At 61.5% G+C, this 17682-nt stretch carries 20 protein-coding genes and 2 pseudogenes; 10 read left to right on the top strand and 12 right to left on the bottom strand.

Annotation, left to right across the window (positions count from 1 at the left end; all coding sequences use genetic code 11):
* The first annotated feature begins 24 nt into the window (after positions 1-24).
* Both C5F70_RS17320 and C5F70_RS17315 read left to right on the top strand, forming a co-directional pair.
* Complete coding sequence (locus C5F70_RS17320) at positions 25-642, top strand: TPM domain-containing protein (protein WP_046490279.1); 618 nt, start codon at positions 25-27, stop codon at positions 640-642.
* Positions 643-862: 220 nt separating this feature from the next.
* Positions 863-2080: an SAM-dependent methyltransferase gene (locus C5F70_RS17315; RefSeq protein ID WP_046384405.1), complete on the top strand. Its 1218-nt coding sequence runs from the start codon at positions 863-865 to the stop codon at positions 2078-2080.
* A gap of 102 nt (positions 2081-2182) precedes the next feature.
* Here the strand turns inward: C5F70_RS17315 and C5F70_RS17310 are convergent, their stop codons facing one another.
* Positions 2183-3082, bottom strand: coding sequence for a DMT family transporter (locus tag C5F70_RS17310; protein WP_057004755.1), 900 nt, complete (start codon positions 3080-3082; stop codon positions 2183-2185).
* A 187-nt stretch (positions 3083-3269) separates the two neighbouring features.
* Between C5F70_RS17310 and C5F70_RS17305 the strand changes: the two genes are divergently transcribed.
* Positions 3270-3851, top strand: a complete 582-nt coding sequence (locus C5F70_RS17305; protein WP_104903786.1) for a DJ-1/PfpI family protein — start codon at positions 3270-3272, stop codon at positions 3849-3851.
* 18 nt (positions 3852-3869) lie between these two features.
* Positions 3870-4169: a ribbon-helix-helix domain-containing protein gene (locus tag C5F70_RS17300; protein ID WP_017844854.1), complete on the top strand. Its 300-nt coding sequence runs from the start codon at positions 3870-3872 to the stop codon at positions 4167-4169.
* Positions 4170-4176: 7 nt separating this feature from the next.
* On the opposite strand, the gene C5F70_RS17295 is transcribed toward C5F70_RS17300, so the two are convergent.
* The 4 genes from C5F70_RS17295 to C5F70_RS17280 all read right to left on the bottom strand — a co-directional run bounded on the left by C5F70_RS17295 (position 4177) and on the right by C5F70_RS17280 (position 9493).
* Positions 4177-6735 carry a TonB-dependent receptor gene (locus C5F70_RS17295; RefSeq protein ID WP_046490284.1) on the bottom strand — a complete coding sequence of 853 codons (2559 nt, stop codon included), beginning with the start codon at positions 6733-6735 and terminating at the stop codon, positions 4177-4179.
* Between the two features lie 126 nt (positions 6736-6861).
* Complete coding sequence (locus C5F70_RS17290; protein WP_104903785.1) at positions 6862-7830, bottom strand: FecR domain-containing protein; 969 nt, start codon at positions 7828-7830, stop codon at positions 6862-6864.
* Positions 7827-8366 (bottom strand): RNA polymerase sigma factor, encoded by a 540-nt coding sequence (locus C5F70_RS17285; protein ID WP_017844857.1) that lies wholly within the window; start codon positions 8364-8366, stop codon positions 7827-7829. Before C5F70_RS17285 ends, C5F70_RS17290 begins: the two co-directional genes overlap by 4 nt.
* A 110-nt stretch (positions 8367-8476) precedes the next feature.
* Positions 8477-9493 carry a DUF4917 family protein gene (locus tag C5F70_RS17280; RefSeq protein ID WP_017844858.1) on the bottom strand — a complete coding sequence of 339 codons (1017 nt, stop codon included), beginning with the start codon at positions 9491-9493 and terminating at the stop codon, positions 8477-8479.
* Positions 9494-9616: 123 nt separating this feature from the next.
* On the opposite strand from C5F70_RS17280, the gene yiaY reads away from it, so the two are divergent.
* Together yiaY and C5F70_RS17270 are read left to right on the top strand one after the other, a co-directional pair.
* Positions 9617-10765 (top strand): L-threonine dehydrogenase, encoded by a 1149-nt coding sequence (gene yiaY / locus C5F70_RS17275; RefSeq protein ID WP_017844859.1) that lies wholly within the window; start codon positions 9617-9619, stop codon positions 10763-10765.
* Between the two features lie 108 nt (positions 10766-10873).
* Complete coding sequence (locus C5F70_RS17270; RefSeq protein WP_104903784.1) at positions 10874-11557, top strand: NAD(P)H-binding protein; 684 nt, start codon at positions 10874-10876, stop codon at positions 11555-11557.
* Here the strand turns inward: C5F70_RS17270 and C5F70_RS17265 are convergent.
* A pseudogene (locus C5F70_RS17265) lies at positions 11558-11851 on the bottom strand (DMT family transporter); the annotation flags it as partial.
* Between C5F70_RS17265 and C5F70_RS17260 the strand changes: the two are divergent.
* From C5F70_RS17260 to C5F70_RS17245, 4 genes and pseudogenes are all read left to right on the top strand, one after another.
* A pseudogene (locus C5F70_RS17260) lies at positions 11850-12179 on the top strand (LysR family transcriptional regulator); the annotation flags it as partial. The pseudogenes C5F70_RS17265 and C5F70_RS17260 sit on opposite strands and share 2 nt — an antisense overlap.
* 58 nt (positions 12180-12237) lie before the next feature.
* Positions 12238-12648 (top strand): fosfomycin resistance glutathione transferase, encoded by a 411-nt coding sequence (gene fos, locus C5F70_RS17255; RefSeq protein WP_017844864.1) that lies wholly within the window; start codon positions 12238-12240, stop codon positions 12646-12648.
* Positions 12649-12702: 54 nt separating this feature from the next.
* Entirely contained in the window at positions 12703-13344 is a 642-nt protein-coding gene (locus C5F70_RS17250; RefSeq protein WP_046384396.1) for a LysE family translocator, read from the top strand.
* A gap of 116 nt (positions 13345-13460) precedes the next feature.
* Positions 13461-13988, top strand: a complete 528-nt coding sequence (locus C5F70_RS17245; RefSeq protein WP_017844866.1) for a DUF4142 domain-containing protein — start codon at positions 13461-13463, stop codon at positions 13986-13988.
* A gap of 92 nt (positions 13989-14080) precedes the next feature.
* On the opposite strand, the gene C5F70_RS17240 is transcribed toward C5F70_RS17245, so the two are convergent.
* The 6 genes from C5F70_RS17240 to C5F70_RS17215 all read right to left on the bottom strand — a co-directional run bounded on the left by C5F70_RS17240 (position 14081) and on the right by C5F70_RS17215 (position 17668).
* Positions 14081-14581: a methylated-DNA--[protein]-cysteine S-methyltransferase gene (locus C5F70_RS17240; RefSeq protein ID WP_046384395.1), complete on the bottom strand. Its 501-nt coding sequence runs from the start codon at positions 14579-14581 to the stop codon at positions 14081-14083.
* Between the two features lie 128 nt (positions 14582-14709).
* Positions 14710-15096: a type II toxin-antitoxin system HicB family antitoxin gene (locus C5F70_RS17235; RefSeq protein WP_017844868.1), complete on the bottom strand. Its 387-nt coding sequence runs from the start codon at positions 15094-15096 to the stop codon at positions 14710-14712.
* 75 nt (positions 15097-15171) lie between these two features.
* Complete coding sequence (locus C5F70_RS17230) at positions 15172-15477, bottom strand: DUF6482 family protein (protein ID WP_017844869.1); 306 nt, start codon at positions 15475-15477, stop codon at positions 15172-15174.
* A gap of 23 nt (positions 15478-15500) precedes the next feature.
* Positions 15501-16025, bottom strand: coding sequence for a DUF3833 domain-containing protein (locus C5F70_RS17225; protein WP_017844870.1), 525 nt, complete (start codon positions 16023-16025; stop codon positions 15501-15503).
* Between the two features lie 349 nt (positions 16026-16374).
* Positions 16375-16611 (bottom strand): thioredoxin family protein, encoded by a 237-nt coding sequence (locus tag C5F70_RS17220; protein ID WP_046490302.1) that lies wholly within the window; start codon positions 16609-16611, stop codon positions 16375-16377.
* Between the two features lie 19 nt (positions 16612-16630).
* Positions 16631-17668: a permease gene (locus tag C5F70_RS17215; protein WP_017844872.1), complete on the bottom strand. Its 1038-nt coding sequence runs from the start codon at positions 17666-17668 to the stop codon at positions 16631-16633.
* Positions 17669-17682: the final 14 nt, after the last annotated feature.

Genomic DNA, 17682 nt, shown 5'->3' with positions numbered 1-17682 from the left:
AACTAAAAACGAGCGTTTACAACCATGGCACTACTGACTGAACACGAACAACGCCAGGTCGCCGAAGCGATCGCCCGGGTCGAGCGACAGACCGACGCCGAGCTGGTGACCGTGCTGGCCGCGCGTGCCGACGATTACGCCTACATCCCGTTGCTGTGGGCCAGCCTGATCGCGTTGGTGGTGCCGGGGGTGGTGCATTACTTCTCGGGCTACCTGAGCATGTACACCTTGTTGTTGGCGCAGTGGTCGACATTCATCGTGCTGTGCCTGGTGTTTCGCCTGCCCAAGGTCACCACGCGGCTGATCCCCCGCTCGGTGCGCCACTGGCGCGCGTCGAACCTGGCGCGGCGTCAGTTCCTCGAGCAAAACCTGCACCACACGCTGGGCGGCACCGGGGTGTTGATTTTTGTCAGCGAGGCCGAGCGCTATGTGGAGATCCTGGTGGATGACGGGATTTCCAAACGCCTGGATGACAGCAGTTGGGATGGTATCGTCAAGGCGTTTACCCAGCAGGTGAAACAGGGCCAGACGTTGGCCGGGTTCATTGCCTGCATCGAAGCCTGCGGTGAGTTGCTCAAGGTGCATGTGCCGCTGACGCACGCGCGCAATGAGTTGCCCAATCGCCTGATCGTGCTCGAATAACCCAACCAGTGCCGAATCCAATGTGGGAGGGGGCTTGCCCCCGATAGCGGTGCATCAGCTGCAGATGAGCTGACTGACACACTGCCATCGGGGGCAAGCCCCCTCCCACATTTGGATCTGCGGTGGGGCCCCCAATCTTACCGTTGATCAAATAACCCCGTGCCCTCAGCCCCCATCCCCCTAAAATGCCCGGCATTCCCAGCCCGAGGCGTTTTTGTTCATGTCCGTCACCGCTCAACCTGCCCGCCCTGCGCCGGATCATCACGCCCAGTTCATCGAACTGCTCAGCGCAAGCCTTGCGCACAACGCCTTTATCAAACTGGTGCTGGCCAAGTACGTCGGTGAGGAAGCCGAGCTGCAACGGCTGATCATCAAGGCGGTGACGGTCAAGGAGCAGCCCTGCCTGTCCTTCGTCTACCGCTACAAAACCCGCGACATCACCAAGAACCTCCCGGTGGCCGACGGTGTGGCGGCGATTGCCGAGTTGTTGCCGACCTCGTTCAAGAACGCACACTTGCTCGCGCTGACCGACGAAGCCCAACTGGAATACAGCAAGAAGAACAAAAGCTCGCTGTTCAAAAGCAAGCCGCAGCAATTGCGTGAGGCGCCGTCGGCCGAGCACAACCGCGAGAAGAACCGCTTCCTCGACCTGAGCCGGCCGTTCCTCGCCGACCTGGGCGTGACCGACGCCAAGCACGCGCTGATCCCGTCGATGTCGCGCAAGTGGAAGCAGATCAACAAGTTCATCGAAGTGTTCAGCCATGCGCTGATCGCGTCCCCGCTGAGGCTGGACCAACCGGTGCGCGTCGCTGATTTCGGCTCGGGCAAGGGCTACCTGACTTTCGCCATCCACGACTACCTGCGCAACACCCTCAATGTCGAGGCCGAGGTCACCGGTGTTGAACTGCGCGAAGACATGGTCAGCTTGTGCAACGCCGCCGCCGCCCGCCTCGAACACCCGGGGCTGGTGTTCACCTGCGGCGACGTGCGCAGCGTCGCGCCCAGCGAGCTGGACGTGATGATCGCCCTGCATGCCTGCGACATCGCCACCGATTATGCGATCCACACCGGCATCCGTTCCGGCGCGTCGATCATCATGTGCTCGCCGTGCTGCCACAAACAGATCCGCCTGCAGATCCAGAGCCCGGTGCTGTTGAAGCCGATGCTGCAATACGGTTTGCACCTGGGCCAGCAGGCGGAAATGGTCACCGACAGCCTGCGCGCCTTGTTCCTGGAGGCTTGCGGTTATGAGACCAAGGTGTTCGAGTTCATCTCCCTGGAACACACCAACAAGAACAAGATGATCCTTGCGGTGAAACGCGCCGAACCGGTGGACAACGCGCAGCTACTGGACAAGATTCAGGCACTCAAGGAGTTCTATCACATCACCGAGCACTGCCTGGAAACCCTGTTGCGCACCGACGGTTACCTCGGCTGAACACGAAGCCAATGTGGGAGGGGGCTTGCTCCCGATAGCAGAGGGGCAGTCAGCACATTTGTTGCTGATAGACCCCTATCGGGAGCAAGCCTCCTCCCACCGTTAAATCGCATTGGCCTTCGAGATTGGCGCCGGCTGCACCGCAGTCTTGCGCCCCAGCATCACCGTCACGATCACCCCGCAAGCGAACAGCCAGGTGATCGGCTCGATGTGTTCACCAAAGAACAACGCCGAAAACGCGATGGTGAAGAAGATCTGCAACAGCTGAATCTGGCTGACCCGCGCAATGCCGCCCATGGCCAACCCGGCGTACCACGCAAAGAACCCCAGGAACTGCGAGAACAGCGACACATAACCGAACGCCCACCAGGTGCCCATGGAAATCGCGCCTTGATGCTGCACCGCCAGGTAAGCCACCGGGCCGATCAACAGCGGCGTCGACAGCACCAGCGCCCAGCAGATCACTTGCCAGCCGCCCATCTCCTTGGCCAAGCGCCCACCTTCGGCATAACCCAGGCCGCCCACGGCAATCGCGCCGAGCATCAACAGATCCCCCGCTTGAATACTGCCGGCACCGCTGATCAACGCATAACTCAGCACCAGCGCGCTGCCCAAGGCGGCGCAGGCCCAGAAGGCTTTCGACGGCCGCTCATGGGACAGCCACGCGGCGTACAGCGCCACGCACAAGGGTTGCAGGCCATTGACCAGCGCGCCGTGGGACGCCGGCAGCGTCTGCATGGCCCACGCCGACAACACCGGAAAGCCGAGGATCACCCCGGCAATCACCAGGCACAGGCCGCGCACCTGGCGCCAGCTCGGCCAGCGCTCGCGGCGCCACAGCAACAGCGCCGCCGCCGGGATCGCAGCGAACAACGCACGGCCCAGACCGTTGAGCAGCGGGTGGATTTCCTGCACCACGATACGCGTGAAGGGCAGGGTCAGACTGAAGATGATGACGCCCAGCAGGCCGAGGGCCATGCCGGTGTTTTCGCGCGAGTTCATGGCGGGAACCGGAATCGAGTGGTCGGAAGTGGACGATCATCTAGCCACAACCTCCGCGAATCGGGGGTCTACAGCTGGGTGCGGATTGATCCGTACAGTTGTAGTAGCGGGGGATTACCCGGCCCGTCGGCACGCGCCTATCTTGACTACTCTTGTCTGCCCAACCGTTGAACTGGAGGAATGCCCCATGGCTGCGAAAAAGATCCTGATGCTGGTCGGCGATTATGTCGAAGACTATGAAGTGATGGTGCCCTTCCAGGCGCTGCTGATGGTCGGTCATATCGTCCACGCGGTGTGCCCCGACAAGTCGGCCGGCGATACCGTGCGAACCGCGATCCATGACTTTGAAGGCGATCAGACCTACAGCGAAAAGCCCGGTCACCTGTTCGCCCTGAATGCGGATTTCGCCCAGGTCGAAGCCGCCGACTACGATGCGCTGCTGGTGCCCGGTGGTCGTGCGCCGGAATACCTGCGCCTGAATGAAAAAGTCCTGCGACTGGTGCGCGCCTTCGATCAAGCCGGCAAGCCGATTGCTGCGGTGTGCCATGGCGCGCAACTGCTGGCGGCGGCCGGTATCCTCGCCGGTCGCGAGTGCAGTGCCTACCCGGCCTGTGCCCCGGAAGTGCGCCTGGCGGGCGGTTCGTTCATCGATATTCCAGTGACCCATAGCCACGTTCAAGGCAATCTGGTCACGGCGCCGGCCTGGCCGGCGCACCCAAGCTGGCTGGCCGGGTTCCTCGGCCTGCTGGGCACGACAATCACCTTGTAAGCAACGGAGGTCATCGCCATGTGCGAGCTGTACGTCAAGGCCGACCCGATTCTCTATGAGTCTCGCTCGCGCTCCCTGCGCATCTGCGGCGTCGTCACCACCGTGCGCCTGGAGAACCAGTTCTGGGACATCCTCAGCGAAATCGCCAGCGTGGATGGCATGACCACCAATCAACTGATCACCAAGCTGTACGAGGAAGTCATGGACTACCGCGGCGAGGTGGTCAATTTTGCCTCGTTTCTGCGCGTCAGCTGTACCCGCTACTTGAGCAAGCAGCGCACACCGACGGCCGAGTTGAGCCTGGTGCGCAACCGCTAGGCCGCTGTCAGAAGAACCGTGTCACGCTGATCTTCGCGTCGCGCCCCTTGGTGTAGGCACGGTCGCCGCTCAGCGCCGGACGGAAGTTGTTGTTGAACAGGTTGTCCACGGTGAGGTTCACCACGGTGCCTTTCAGGTAAGCCTGTTGCGGCGCCCATTTGGCGAACAGGCCCTGGGTGTTGTAGCGCTTGTTGCCGTACTGGTCGTAGAACAAGTCGCCGACGCCGGAGCCGGGGCCGCCGGAGTATTTATCGCTGGGCAGGCGATCGGTCGCGCCGATGAATTGCCCCATCCATCCCACCTGGGCATCCCAGGCCGGGATGTGGGTGCCCATGACCAGCACCCATTTGGTCGGCGGAATGTCGCGGGCCGACACATCCGGGCCCCATGGGTTGGTGTAGGCGCCTTCGTGCTTGCCGGTGGCGTAGGCGAACGACACCGAGCCGAACAGGTAGGTGGAGTTATAGAACGATTCCAGCTCGAAACCCTTGATGGTCAGGCCGCCGATGTTGCGGTAATTGGACCTCGGCCCCGGCGGGCACGCGGTGGCGATGGTGCCGCCGTTGATAGCCTGGTTCTGGCAGCCCACGCCCGTGGCCTTGAAGATTTCGTCTTCGACTTTGTTGTGGAACAGGGTGGTGCGCAGTTGCAGGTTATCGTCCTGGGCGATCAGGTTGTCGAAGCGGGTGATGTTGCCCACGGTGATCGAGGTGATGCGCTCGGGGTCGAGGTCGACGCTGGTGGCGGTGCGGCTGCCCAGGCCCTGCACTTCGTACTGTTCGTCGATCACCGGGGCGCGCCAGGTCTGACTCCAGTTGGCGAACAGGGCGACGTTCGGGGTGACGGTCCAGAACAGCGCCAGGCGCGGCGACCAGCCGGTGTAGGTGCGATCGCTGTAGTCGTGGCCGACGGCCGGGTCGGGGTTGCTGTAGTACGGCGCATCGTTGGCCTCGCCGCGGTTGCGCACATGGTCGTAGCGCAGCGATGGCGTGACGGTCACGTCGCCCAGGGTCAGCGCATCCTGGATGAAGAAGCTGTTGGTATCCACCTTGCCATGGGGCATGAAGCTCGGCTGGAAATGCCCATAGTTGTAGCGCGGCGTGTTGTAGGTGGCGCCGGGCATCCACATCTCGGTTTCGCGGGTGTGCTTGCGGATTTGCCCGCCGACCGTCAGCGCGTGTTGCAACGGCCCGGTGTCGAACAGGCTGACGTTGCGGATGTCGAGATGTTTGTCGGTGTAGGCGGTGTCCATCTTGCGCCCGCCGGTGGCCAACTGGAAAAACGCGGTGGCGTCGCGCTCGTCGGTCTGCTGGGTGTCGGACTGTGAATATTTGACGGTCAGGTCCACCAGCGGGTTGTCCAGGGGCTGGTATTCATACTTGCCCGACCAAGTGGTGTCGAGCGTGTCGCGGTTGGCCAGGAAACGTTTCAACGCGCCTTCGTAGCCGTAGCGGTCGATGTTGGCCTGGGTCGGTGGCGTCGGGTAGCTCGCGGCGGAAAACGGCGTCCACCGGTTGCTGCGGGCGCTCGAGTAAGACAGGCCGACACTGTGCTCATCGGTGAAGTGCGCGTTGACCTTGAACAGCTTGCCGTCCACATCCTGGGCGGTGTTGGGCAGGCGCTGGGGGTTGATCGGGTACTGGTTGTTCTCGTTGGGCAACTTGGCGGCCACCTTCATGTCGCCGCCGTCGCGCTGGGTCAGGTAGGCCAGGGCGTCGAACCGGCCATCGTCGGTGCGGCCATACACGGCGCTGCTGTAGACCTGTTCGTGGTCGTTGCTGGAATAACCGTACTTGAGCATCGCGCCGCTGTTGCGGCCGTCCTTGAGCAGGTCCGGGGCATCCTTGGTGGTCATGTTCACCGTGCCGCCAAAGCCGCCGTTGCCGCTGAACGGTGAGTTGGGGCCTTTCTCCACTTCGATGCTCTTGATCAGCTCGGGCTCGATGAACACCGTGCCTTGCTGGTAGCGCTCGAAGCCGCTCTTGGTGGCGCCGTCGACGGTCAGCGGGACGTCTTCGGCGTCACCGAAACCACGGATGTTGATGGTCTGGCCGCCGGGTTTGAGCGAACCGCCCTGGCTGATCCCAGGCAACGTCTGCAGCAGGCTGGGGATGTTGTTGGCCTGGTAGCGGTCGATGTCCGCCTGGCTCAGGGTCGAACGGCCGACGGTGCTGGAGTCGACTTGATTGCCGGTGCCGATCACGCTCAAGGCGTCCAGCTGGATCGCGCCGCTGCTGGTGGTCTTGCCCTCATCGGGGCGCACGACGTAGGTGCTGCCGACCTTGATCAGGGTGAACGCGCCATTGTTCAGCAGGGTACGAATTGCCACTTCTGCGGTGAAGTCGCCGTTGAGCGCCGGCGCCTGGACGTTCTTGAGCTGCTTTTCATCGAACAGCAGCTGGATTTTCGCCTGTTGCGCGACCTGGCTCAGGGACGTGGCCAACGCCTGGGCGGGCAGTTGCAGCGTGAACGACTGCGCATGGGCGCTGAGGCTGAAGGCCAGGCATGTCGCCATTAGGCTCGGTCGAAAAAGCAGGTGCGAAGCGTGGCAAGGCGCGCGAAACATGAAATCCCCCGGGGTGGCCAAACAGCCAAAAAGGTGTGCGGATCGAACACAATCAGGAGGAAGACGGGGCTGAGGAAAAAAACCACACATGCGAATGAAAAATATTCTCATGTGTTTGCTTCAGGGTTATTTTCGGGGTTCGATCCGGACAATGCCATCGGCCGAGGTCACGGTTTTCACCGGCAACAAGGCGGGCAGGGCGTTGAGCAAGGCATCCGGGTCATGCACATCCAGGTTGCCTGACACCTTCAGGTGCGCCACGGCGTGACTCACCTGCAGCGGGGGTTGGGGACGATACAAACTCAATTCATCAATCAGGCTGGCCAGCTCGCGATTGCGGAACGACAAGTGCCCGCTGCGCCAGTCGGCAACTTCCTCGGCGGTGAGGGTTTGTTGTTGCACGGTGCCCTTGGCGTAGTCGAAGGTGGCGCGTTGCTGGGCGCCGAGCAACGCGACCGGTTTGGTCGCATCCGGCGCGAACGCCACCTGGCCGTGGGCAACACTCACCACCAGTTGTTGCTGGCCACGTCGCACATCGAAAGCGGTGCCCACCACGCGCACCGTCGCTTCGCCGGCTTGCACGTACAGCGGCCGTTCCTTGTCGGCCGCCACTTCGATATACAGCTGGCCCTTGTCCAGGTGAACGATGCGTTGGTGGGCGCTGAAATCTACGCGCAGGCGGGTGTTGGCATTCACGTAGAGGCGGCTGCCATCGGGCAGGTTCAGGGTACGCATGCCCTTGGCGTGGGCTGCGACCTGGGTGTGATACAACTCGCGCGGCGCGCCGAGGGGCGTGGTCAGTACCGCGCAGAGCAGGGCGGCCGCCACGGCCAGGGCCGGGCGCCAGATCACGGCGGTGCGCTTGGGCAGCGCCACGGGCGTGTTCAGTTGCTGCAACTGGGCGAGGTCGGCCCACAGTTGTTCGAATTCGGCATAGGCTTGGGCATGGGCCGGCACCGCCTGCCAGGCGGCGAAGGCCTTGCGGTCGGCGCGTGCGGTGGCGTTGCGGTTGCGTGCAAACCAGCTGGCGGCTTGGGCATCGACGGCGTCGCTCGTTTCGATGTCCGGGGCGTCGATGTCGCTCAGGCGGCTCATGCTGGCTGCTCCGTGCCGGGGTCAGGTTGAAGGCGTCGCTTGCAATGCAGCAGGGCAAAAGCGATGTGCTTTTCCACCATGCTGGTCGAAATACCCATGCGCTCGGCGATCTGCGCCTGGCTCAAGCCTTCGAAGCGATGCAGCATAAGGGCTTCTCGCCTGCGCGGCGAGAGTTCGGCGAGGACTTCTTTCAACTGTTCCAGGCGTTGCAGGCGAAGCGCGGCGGCCATCGGCGGGTTGTGCTCGTCAATGACCGGCTCGGCATCCCTTTCAACCTGATCGGCGTGGACGGCCTGCCGTACCTTCTGTTTGCGCCAGTGATCGCGCAACAGGTTGCGCGCCATCTGGAACAGAAACGCCCGTGGCTGCTCGACCTTGGCCCGGTCGCGGTAGTCCAGCCATTGGGTGAAGACATCCTGGGTCATGTCCGCCGCGTCGCTGGCGTTGTCCGTGCGCTTGCGCAGGAAATACAGAATGTCTGCATAAAACCCGCGAAAGGCATCGTCCGACAGCGGGTCGGATTTGGGACGCGACATGGATATCCTTCTTGGCGAAGCACGATGTAGAAAAGTCGTGAATGATATCGAGAATTATTGTCGTTTGTCTCCAAGCAAATACACTGACCCTGCGCAAGCGGCTCAGGACCTCAGCGTTCGACCGGCACCGACAGCGCCGGATGCCCCAGCGCATGGCTGCGCGCGGCAAAGAATCTCAACGCCACGCCGCTGCCATCGAACAACTGCGAATACCGCCGCTTCTGCTGGCGGATAAACCCATCGCTGCGCCCCGATACCGCGATCGCCAGGGTCGTCACCCGGGCCTGGCGAATCGCATCCACCAAGTGTTTATCCTGCGCTCCCAGGTCGTGGCCGAAGATGCACAGCGCCCCTTCATGGCCGAGTAACTGCTCGTAGCAGAACGACAGATAATCCGAACTGCGGATGGTCTTGAGCTTCTCTTCCACCTTGCCCTCGCTGACAAACAACGGCACATCGTCCAGGGTCTTGATCGTGTTGTTGATCGCAAAACTGCTGAGCAGGGTGCTGTCGGTGGTCGGCAATTTGCGTGCGGTGCCGTCGAGATTGCGCACCAGGTGCAGGCCGCCGTGCAGGTAGAGGATGCGCGTGGCGTCGGTGCGGGTGTCGCGCAGGTCGAAGCTGGCGTCGGCGCTGCGGAACAGGTCGTCGATGCCGGGGGTGTGCAGGATCGCCCAGTAGTTGAGCAAGTCGTAGTTGCTGGTGAATACCGTGGAGTAGCTGGCCAGTTCCGCGTTGATCGTCGCCAATGTCGACGGCTGCACCAGGCGCCACGGGATGTGTACGGCGTGGATGGTGTTGATCAATGCTTCCTTGATCGCATAGTAGCGATTGCGCGGCGCCGCCGAACTGACCGCCAGGGCTTTGTTGACCCGGCTGGTGGTCTTCAGCGCGCTCAGGGCCTGCTCGAAGCTGCGGGTCTGCAGGGCGTCGAACACGCTCAGCTCGGATTGGCTCAAGGGTTTTTCTTCAACGGTGCGTGCGTTTTCGAACAGCGAGTCGTAGGCAAAGTCTTCCCAAATCGCTCGGCTGGCGCCGTTGCCGATCAGAATTCCACTGAAGTCGATGGCGCTGCGCAGTGCGCTCCAGTCTTCAAGGTGGGCGTCAATATCCTGAAAATCCTTCATCGCGGCGGGTCTACTCGAAATCGGCGGGTCGGTGACTTTATCACGAGCGAGGGTTGATCCTGATCAAGGTGGGCCCTGTGATGAACGTTGATGCTGTCGGCATAACGCCTCTGAGGATTCGCCATGAGCAGTACCTTCTTCATCCCCGCCGTTAACATCATGGGCACTGACTGCCTTGACGACGCGATGGTCGCCATTCGCAACTACGGTTTTCGCAAGGCCCTGATCGTTACCGACGCCGGTCTGGCGAAGGCGGGCGTGGCCAGCATGATCGCCGAGAAACTGGCGATGCAGGACATCGATTCGGTGATCTACGACGGCGCCAAGCCCAACCCCAATGTGGACAACGTCGAGAAAGGCCTCGCGCTGTTGCAGCAGAGCGCCTGTGATTTCGTGGTGTCCCTGGGCGGCGGTTCGCCCCATGACTGCGCCAAGGGCATCGCACTGTGCGCGACCAATGGCGGGCATATCGGCGACTACGAAGGCGTCGACCAATCGAGCAAGCCGCAACTGCCGCTGGTGGCCATCAACACCACCGCCGGCACCGCCAGCGAGATGACCCGTTTCTGCATCATCACCGACGAAACCCGTCACGTGAAAATGGCCATCGTCGACCGCAACGTCACGCCACTGCTGTCGGTCAACGACCCGTCGCTGATGGTCGGCATGCCCAAGGGCCTCACCGCCGCCACCGGCATGGACGCCCTGACCCACGCCATCGAAGCCTACGTATCCACCGCCGCCACGCCGATCACCGACGCCTGCGCGATCAAGGCCATCGAACTGATCAGCGCCAACCTGCGCCTGGCGGTACGCGACGGCACCGACAAGGCCGCGCGGGAAAACATGGCCTATGCGCAGTTCCTCGCCGGCATGGCGTTCAACAACGCCTCCCTGGGTTTCGTGCATGCCATGGCCCACCAACTGGGCGGCCTGTACGACTTGCCCCACGGCGTGTGCAACGCGGTGCTGCTGCCTCATGTGCAGAGTTTCAACGCCAGCGTCAGTGCCAAGCGCTTGAGCGACGTCGGCCGTGCGTTGGGTGCGGACATCAACGGCAACTCGCCGGAAGAGGGCGCCCAAGCCGCCATCGCCGCCATCCGTACCCTGTCCCAGGACGTCGACATCCCCGCCGGCCTGCGCGAACTGGGCGCCAAGTTGCAGGACATTCCGCTGCTGGCCACCAACGCGTTGAAAGACGCCTGTGGCCTGACCAACCCACGCCGGGCTGATCAGCGTCAGATTGAGGAGATTTTCCGCAGCGCGTTCTGACGGGATGGTCGCACGCTGCAAGCATTCAGCTACAAGCTGTTAAGGTGTGAATCCTGCACCGTATTCAACTTGAGCATGAAGCTTGCGGCTTGCCGCTGAGGTCCCCTTATGAGAGTTCTGTTATTCGGTGCCACTGGCATGATCGGTCAAGGCGTTCTGCGCGAGTGCCTGCTGGCCGCCGACGTGCAGGAAGTCGTCGCCGTCGGCCGCACGCCGTTGACCCTGGAGCACCCCAAACTGCATCAGGTGCTGCACGCGGACATGCTGGATTTGCAGGCTCTGGAGAACTTGCTGCAAGGTTTCGATGCCTGCTTCTTTTGCCTCGGTGTTTCATCGGCGGGGATGAATGAAACCCGCTACACCCATCTCACCTATGATCTGACCCTGGTCGCCGCCAGCACCCTGGCGCGGCTCAATCCGCAAATGACGTTTATCTATGTGTCCGGCGCCGGCGCCGGCACCGACAGTTCCGAAACGGGCCAGTCGATGTGGGCGCGGGTCAAGGGCAAGACCGAGAATGCCTTGCTGCGCCTGCCGTTCAAGGCGGTGTATGTGTTCCGGCCAGGGCTGATTCAGCCGTTGCACGACGTGCGTTCGAAGACGCCGTTGTACGCGTTGTTCTATACGGTACTCGGGCCGTTGCTCTCGTTGGTGCGTCGGATAAAGCCAGGTTGGGTAGTCAGCACCGAGACTGTTGGCCGTGCGATGTTGGCGGCGGTGCGTCACGGCGCACCACAGCCGGTGGTGGAGCAAGCCGAGATCCATCGGCTGGCCTCTCTGAACAACCGCTGATCAGCTCGCCGTCGCGAGTGCGCGGGCGGGGGTGGCGCTGAACTGAATCAACGCGACGCCACCGATCAACAGCAACGCGCCCAGTACCCGGGGCGTTGTGAGCGGGCGTTCCACCAGGCCGAACAGGCCGAAGTGATCGAGCAGCAGCGAGGCGAGAAGTTGCCCGGCCATGGCCAGCGCGATAAAGCCCGATGCGCCCAGCTTGGGCAGCAGCATCAACGCCAACGAGATAGAGCACACGCCAAATGCACCGCCGGCCCACATCCACAGCGGCGCCTTGCCGATAAACGCCAGCCTGCCACCCAGGGGCACGCTCGACCTGCCCACCTACCTGTCGCGGCCCCATGTGCTCTTGGAAATGCGCGGCAGCGGCACCCCGGAAATCGAGCGGGCGCTGAGCGTGATCCGTGAGCGGCGGCATGTGGCGATCAGCCTGCCGCATTGGGGCGTGGCGCCGCAGTTGATCGAGGGCACGGACCTGATCCTGACCGTCTCGTCGAGGGGCGTGCTCAACATCGACCGTGAGCAACTGTCGACGGTGCCGCCGCCGTTTCATATTCCGTCGTTCGCCTTTGAGCTGGCGTGGCACGCGCGGCGGGGAGGGGATTCTGGGTTGCAGTAGTTGAAGGCGCAGGTGCAGGGTGTATTGTCCGAAGGTTGCCACTAACAGGAACGACCCCATGCTCACCGGCCTCAACCACTTGACCCTGGCCGTCACCGATCTGCCGCGCAGCGTCAGCTTCTACCATGACCTGCTGCAACTTCGCCTCGACGCCACCTGGGACAACGGCGCCTACCTGTCATTGCCCGGCTTGTGGCTGTGCCTGTGCCTCGACCCACTGCGCCCGTCGGTGCCGGCGGCTGAATACACCCACTTTGCCTTCACGGTAGGCGCGAGCGACTTCGCCGCGCTGGTGCAACGCCTGCGAGCCGCCGGCGTAGCAGAGTGGCGCGACAACCGCAGCGAGGGCGCTTCGTTCTATTTTCTCGACCCCGATGGCCACAAGCTCGAAGCCCATGTCGGTGATCTGGCCTCGCGCCTGCAAGCCTGTCGCGCCAAGCCTTATGCCGGCATGCAGTTTTACCCGTAGCGCGGGAACGTGCAGAATCCTTCCACCTCTCAACCGTCAGTCAGAGTCACGCCCATGACCCCATCCTTGCTGCTCGCCGTCCTCGCTTCGGGTTTTATCTACGGTATTACGCCTGGCCCGGGGGTGTTGGCCGTGTTCGGTATCGGCGCGGCCCGGGGGCGTCGCGCCGGGGCCGGTTTTCTGTGCGGGCATTTGCTCGGCGATGTGCTGTGGTGCAGCACCGCGCTGATTGCGATCGTGGGGGCGCGGGAAGTCGGCAGCACTGCGTTCGATGTGCTGGGCGTGCTCAGTGGCGCGTACTTGTTCTGGCTGGGCTGGCGCGCGATCCGTACTCAGCGCCGCAGTAGCGAGGCACCCCAGGGCGCGGCGCGGCATCCGTTCTGGCACGGCATCCTGTTCGGCCTGACCAACCCCAAGGCCTACCCGGTGGCCGTCGCCACGTTTACCGCCTTGCTGTCCAGCCGTGCCGAGCTGCTGACCTGGGCGATGCTGCCATCGTTGATCTTGCTGAGCTTTATCGGCGGGCTGTTGGCCTACGCGATTCTGATCGGCGTGGTGGGCGCACAGCGGGTACGCACGGTGTATCAGCGTCACGAAATCCTCATCACCAAGCTCTGTGGGGTGATGTTCATCGGCTTCGCCATCAATGCGCTGGCCCACGCGTTGCCGGGCCTGTTCGGCAGTAAACCGGCGTGAGGCGGCGACCGTTCGTCGCACTGGCAAGCTTTTTCTAAACCTTTGCGGCGGTTAAAATTCGAATTCAGAGCGGGGCGTATGTTCTCGCACCTATTTTTGCCCTGGAGGAACCCATCATGAGCCGCATGGCTATCCGGTTACGCACCGCCAGTTTCGCGATGCTGCTGGGCCTCGGCGCCAGCAATGCTTTCGCCCAGTCGCCGGCTGAATTCATCGAGCAGGCTTCGGCCAAAGGCATGGCCGATATCGAAACCAGCCGCATGGCCCACGCCAAGACCTCGTCCCAGGAAATCAAGGACTACACCATCGAGGTGATCAACGAGCGCACCCTGGCCAACCAGCATCTGGCGGCCATCGCCAAGAAGCTCGACCTGCCCGTGGCGCCGCGCGAGAAGATCGTCGACAAAGCCGAAACCCTCATGCCCGAGCTCAAGGACGGTGATTCCTTCGATGCTGCCTACACCGCGCAACAGGTCAAGGAAAACGAAGACGCCATCGCGCTGTTCAAGCAGGAAGGTGCCGCGTCGGATGTCCCGGAAATAAAAGCGCTGGTGGATGAGACGCTGCCCAAGCTGGAAGAGCGTCTGCAAAAGGCCCGCGCCCTGGCATCTACCTACGGTAAAGGCCGTCAAGGCGACGGTTGAGGCTTGCACTCGATATGCAAAACGGCGGTTGGCGCCCATCCAACCGCCGTTTTTTTATGCCGGGTTCAAGTCGGTCCTGGTCGCCGGCGCACTCAGAACCGCAGTTCCGCCTGGCCTGTGCCTTCCAGTGCGAGCAGATACTGCTTGGCCGCAAGCCCGCCGGCAAACCCGGTCAAGCCGCCCGATGCGCCAATGACTCGATGGCACGGCGCAATGATCGAGATCGGATTACGCCCATTGGCCGCGCCCACGGCGCGCACGGCTTTCGGGTTGCCGATCTGCTGGGCGATCTGGCTGTAGCTGCGGGTTTCGCCGAAGGGGATGGTCAGCAGTGCCTGCCAGACTTGTTTCTGAAAGTCGGTGCCGGTGAAGTCCAGCTCCAGCTCGAACCGATGACGGGCACCGGCGAAATATTCCTGCAACTGGCGCTCGGTTTCCAACAGCACGGGGTTGTCTTTCATTTCGCGCAATTCCCCCAGGCGTACACGGTTCGCGCGCTCTGTTTCCCATAGGATGGCGCTGAGTTTGCCATGGCGGGACACCAGGGTCAGTTCGCCGACGGGGGAGGGCATGAGTGTGTATTCGTAGGCCATCAACGGGCTCCTCGGAGAACGGACGTAAAAGGGTACAGCGCTACGGTAGTTCCATCGACCTGGAGGAAAACTACGTTTCTTGCGGTCAAATTCCGCCGGAACGAGTCTGTCGGCGCATTCAGATGCCGCTATCGATCCTGTTGCAGCACCTTGAGCGCTGCGGACGCGAGGAACCCCGAACGGCTTTTTTCCTCGGGATGGTGCAGTACGTATTCATCGATACGATTGAGCAAATAGCCTGGCAGGGTGATGTTGAGTTTCTGCGCCTTGCCCAGGTATTTGGTGACATCGATGTCCACCACTGCCCACATGCAACCGGCGTACTTGGGGTTGGCTGCATGCAGGGTGACTTTCTGCGCGCTGGGAATCGGCGCACCGTCTTCGGCGAGAATTTCGAAGTGGCCTTCAATCGCTTCACGGGCCATGGCCATGGCGTCGTCCAAGTCGTCACCGGCGGAGTAGCAACCAGGAATGTCCGGGACTTCTACGCCCCAGGCATGTGACAGAAGCGGCACAGGATCGCGTGCGGTAGGTTTCCCTTTCCAACCCACCCATACCAAGGGAAGGCCAGCCAAAGAATGAAATGCACCCTAGAAGGACTGGGCCAACGTAAACGGAATACGCAACGCACCGATGGGGCCTTCACGTGTACCGCACATTTCATCGTGGACGCAGTGCTGCACCAGCACACAAGGAAACGCCGGAACCCGTTGCAACAGGTCGCGCAAATGCGTGGTCGAGCCGATACGCATCGGTTTCGCATCCTCGTCCAGCAGCGTCATCGCCGTATGCTCGAGCCTGACGCGCGCGATGTAGAAACCGCCCTCCAGCGACAGCAACTCCAGCTCGCGTATCTCACCCTTCACGGCCAGTTCGGTCAGCATTTGCATGTTCATGATTCAGCCTCGCAGTGGGTCGTTCATTGGCGACGAAAGAACAGCGTGACCTGGCCCCATTCGACGCCAAACTTGGACATGCTCGACCGGTTGATCAACGTGTCTTCGTCCATCAAGTACATCCAGTCGTCAAAACTGACTTCGTAGACCGAGCCATCCACCGCCAGGTTGAGGCGGTAGCGCCAACGCAATGCGTTGCCGGCCACCTCGCCGATAGCCTCGCCAACCACATCCCCCGCGCGCCCGCGCCAGCGGCCGGGGCCATCCGGTGTCAACGTCCACACCCGCTGCTGGCGCGTGCCATCGCTGTAGAGAAAACGCTCGTCGAGAATCAACGCATCGCCCTCGCGTCGGCTGGCGATATCTACCTCAAAGCGCTTGGCCACTTCCCCCGAACGCTTCTGGAATATGCCCCAGGCCTTGACGGGTTTGCTGAAGAAACGCTCCAGGTCCAACTGCGGTTGCTGGTCGGCATAGTGGTCGACCTCTACGTTGCCGCAGCTGCACAGGCTCAATACCAGAAGCAGTGAAACCAGTAGGCGTGCCATGGACCGGCTCCTTGATCGAGTGGGGCGGGGTGCTGAGGTTCAAGGACTGATAGTTGTACAAAAATATTGTTTTGTACATGTTTTGCGGTGTTTATTTTGAAGGCTTCCGAGGCTTTGAAGCGCCCGACTCTATATTTCACCCATAAAAACCGGCCACCAAGGACCGGTTTTTTACATCCCCCGTCAAAACCATCCTGACGCGAGACCAATATCTGAGTGGAGCGGGTGAAGGGAATCGAACCCTTAATGGACAAGGAGGTACGAAGGTTGTGTAGGTGTGTAGGTAGGCGAGCTGCGTTCTCAGCCAGCAGCGGTCACCCCACTGTGGCCTGAGGAGCCTCTAGTCCCTCTAAGCGCTGAGCCACTCTTCAACCTTGTCACGGGTCGGGATGCCCCCTGAGTGAACAACCTTTCCATCAATCACAACACTCGGGGTGGACATGACCCCGTAGCTGACGATCTGTTGCATGTCTTCGATTTTTTCCAGCTTTATGGGGATGCCTTTCGCACTCGCCACTTGTTCGATGATGGCGACTGTCGATTTGCATTTTGCACAACCGGTGCCCAGAACCTTGATGTCTTTCATAAAAACCTCGGTAGGTGGATTACAAAGCGAAGTTGAAGACGTAACCAACGATGAGAATGCCGACGGCGACGACCCCAATGAAGGTGGCTATCAGGCGAACTTTAAGCACCTTGCGCAAAATCACCATCTCCGGAAGAGATAGAGCGATGACACTCATCATGAAGGCCAGCACAGTGCCCAGTGCCGCGCCCTTTGCGAGTAGTGCCTGCACAATGGGGATGATGCCTGCCGCATTGGTATACATGGGGATGCCGATAAGAACCGCGAGCGGAACCGACCACCAGGCTTCCTTGCCCATGAAACTGGCCATGAAATCCTCTGGCACATACCCGTGAATGCCCGCGCCAATGGCAATACCGGCGAGGATGTAAGGCCAGACTTTTCCGACGATTTCACGCACGCTGCCAAACCCGGCACTTATCCGCTCATACAGGGGCATGCGGGTGTCCCCGGCAGTTGCCTGGATCCTCGGCATGTCACGAACCCAATCTTCCAGATAGGCCTCCATTTTCAGGCGGCCAATGACCCAGCCAGCCACAATCGCAATAAACAACCCTAGGCTGAGATACAGCAACGCAACTTTCCAGCCGAACAAGCCAAGCAGCAGTGTCAGCGCGACCTCATTCACCATGGGCGCAGAAATGAGGAAGGAGAACGTTACCCCCAGGGGCACGCCAGCTTGAACAAAACCTATAAAAAGAGGAACGGCTGAGCACGAGCAAAATGGGGTAAACACACCGAGCGAGGCCGCCATGACATTGGCCGTGCCCTCGCTTCGCCCTGCCAATATTGCGCGGGTGCGTTCAGGCGTGAAGTGGGAGTTGAGCATGCCCATCAAGAACACGATGCCAGTCAACAGCATCAACACTTTGGGTGTGTCGTAGAAAAAAAACTGTAAGGCGCCTCCAAGGTGGCTATTTCGATCAACCGGAAGCGCTGCGACCAAAACCTCTGAAACAGGTATCAGGGCTTCATACAATCCGAACCAGACAAGCGCTGCAACCGCTAAAAACAGGCGGGGATTGCGCTCCGGCCAGCGCGCGATCATTTCATTCATGTCCTCTACTCCTG

This window comes from Pseudomonas sp. LH1G9 (assembly GCF_002949975.1).
Classification (GTDB): domain Bacteria; phylum Pseudomonadota; class Gammaproteobacteria; order Pseudomonadales; family Pseudomonadaceae; genus Aquipseudomonas; species Aquipseudomonas veronii.
The sequence above is the reverse complement of the archived record's forward strand: the minus strand, read 5'-3'. Positions and strand labels throughout refer to the sequence as shown.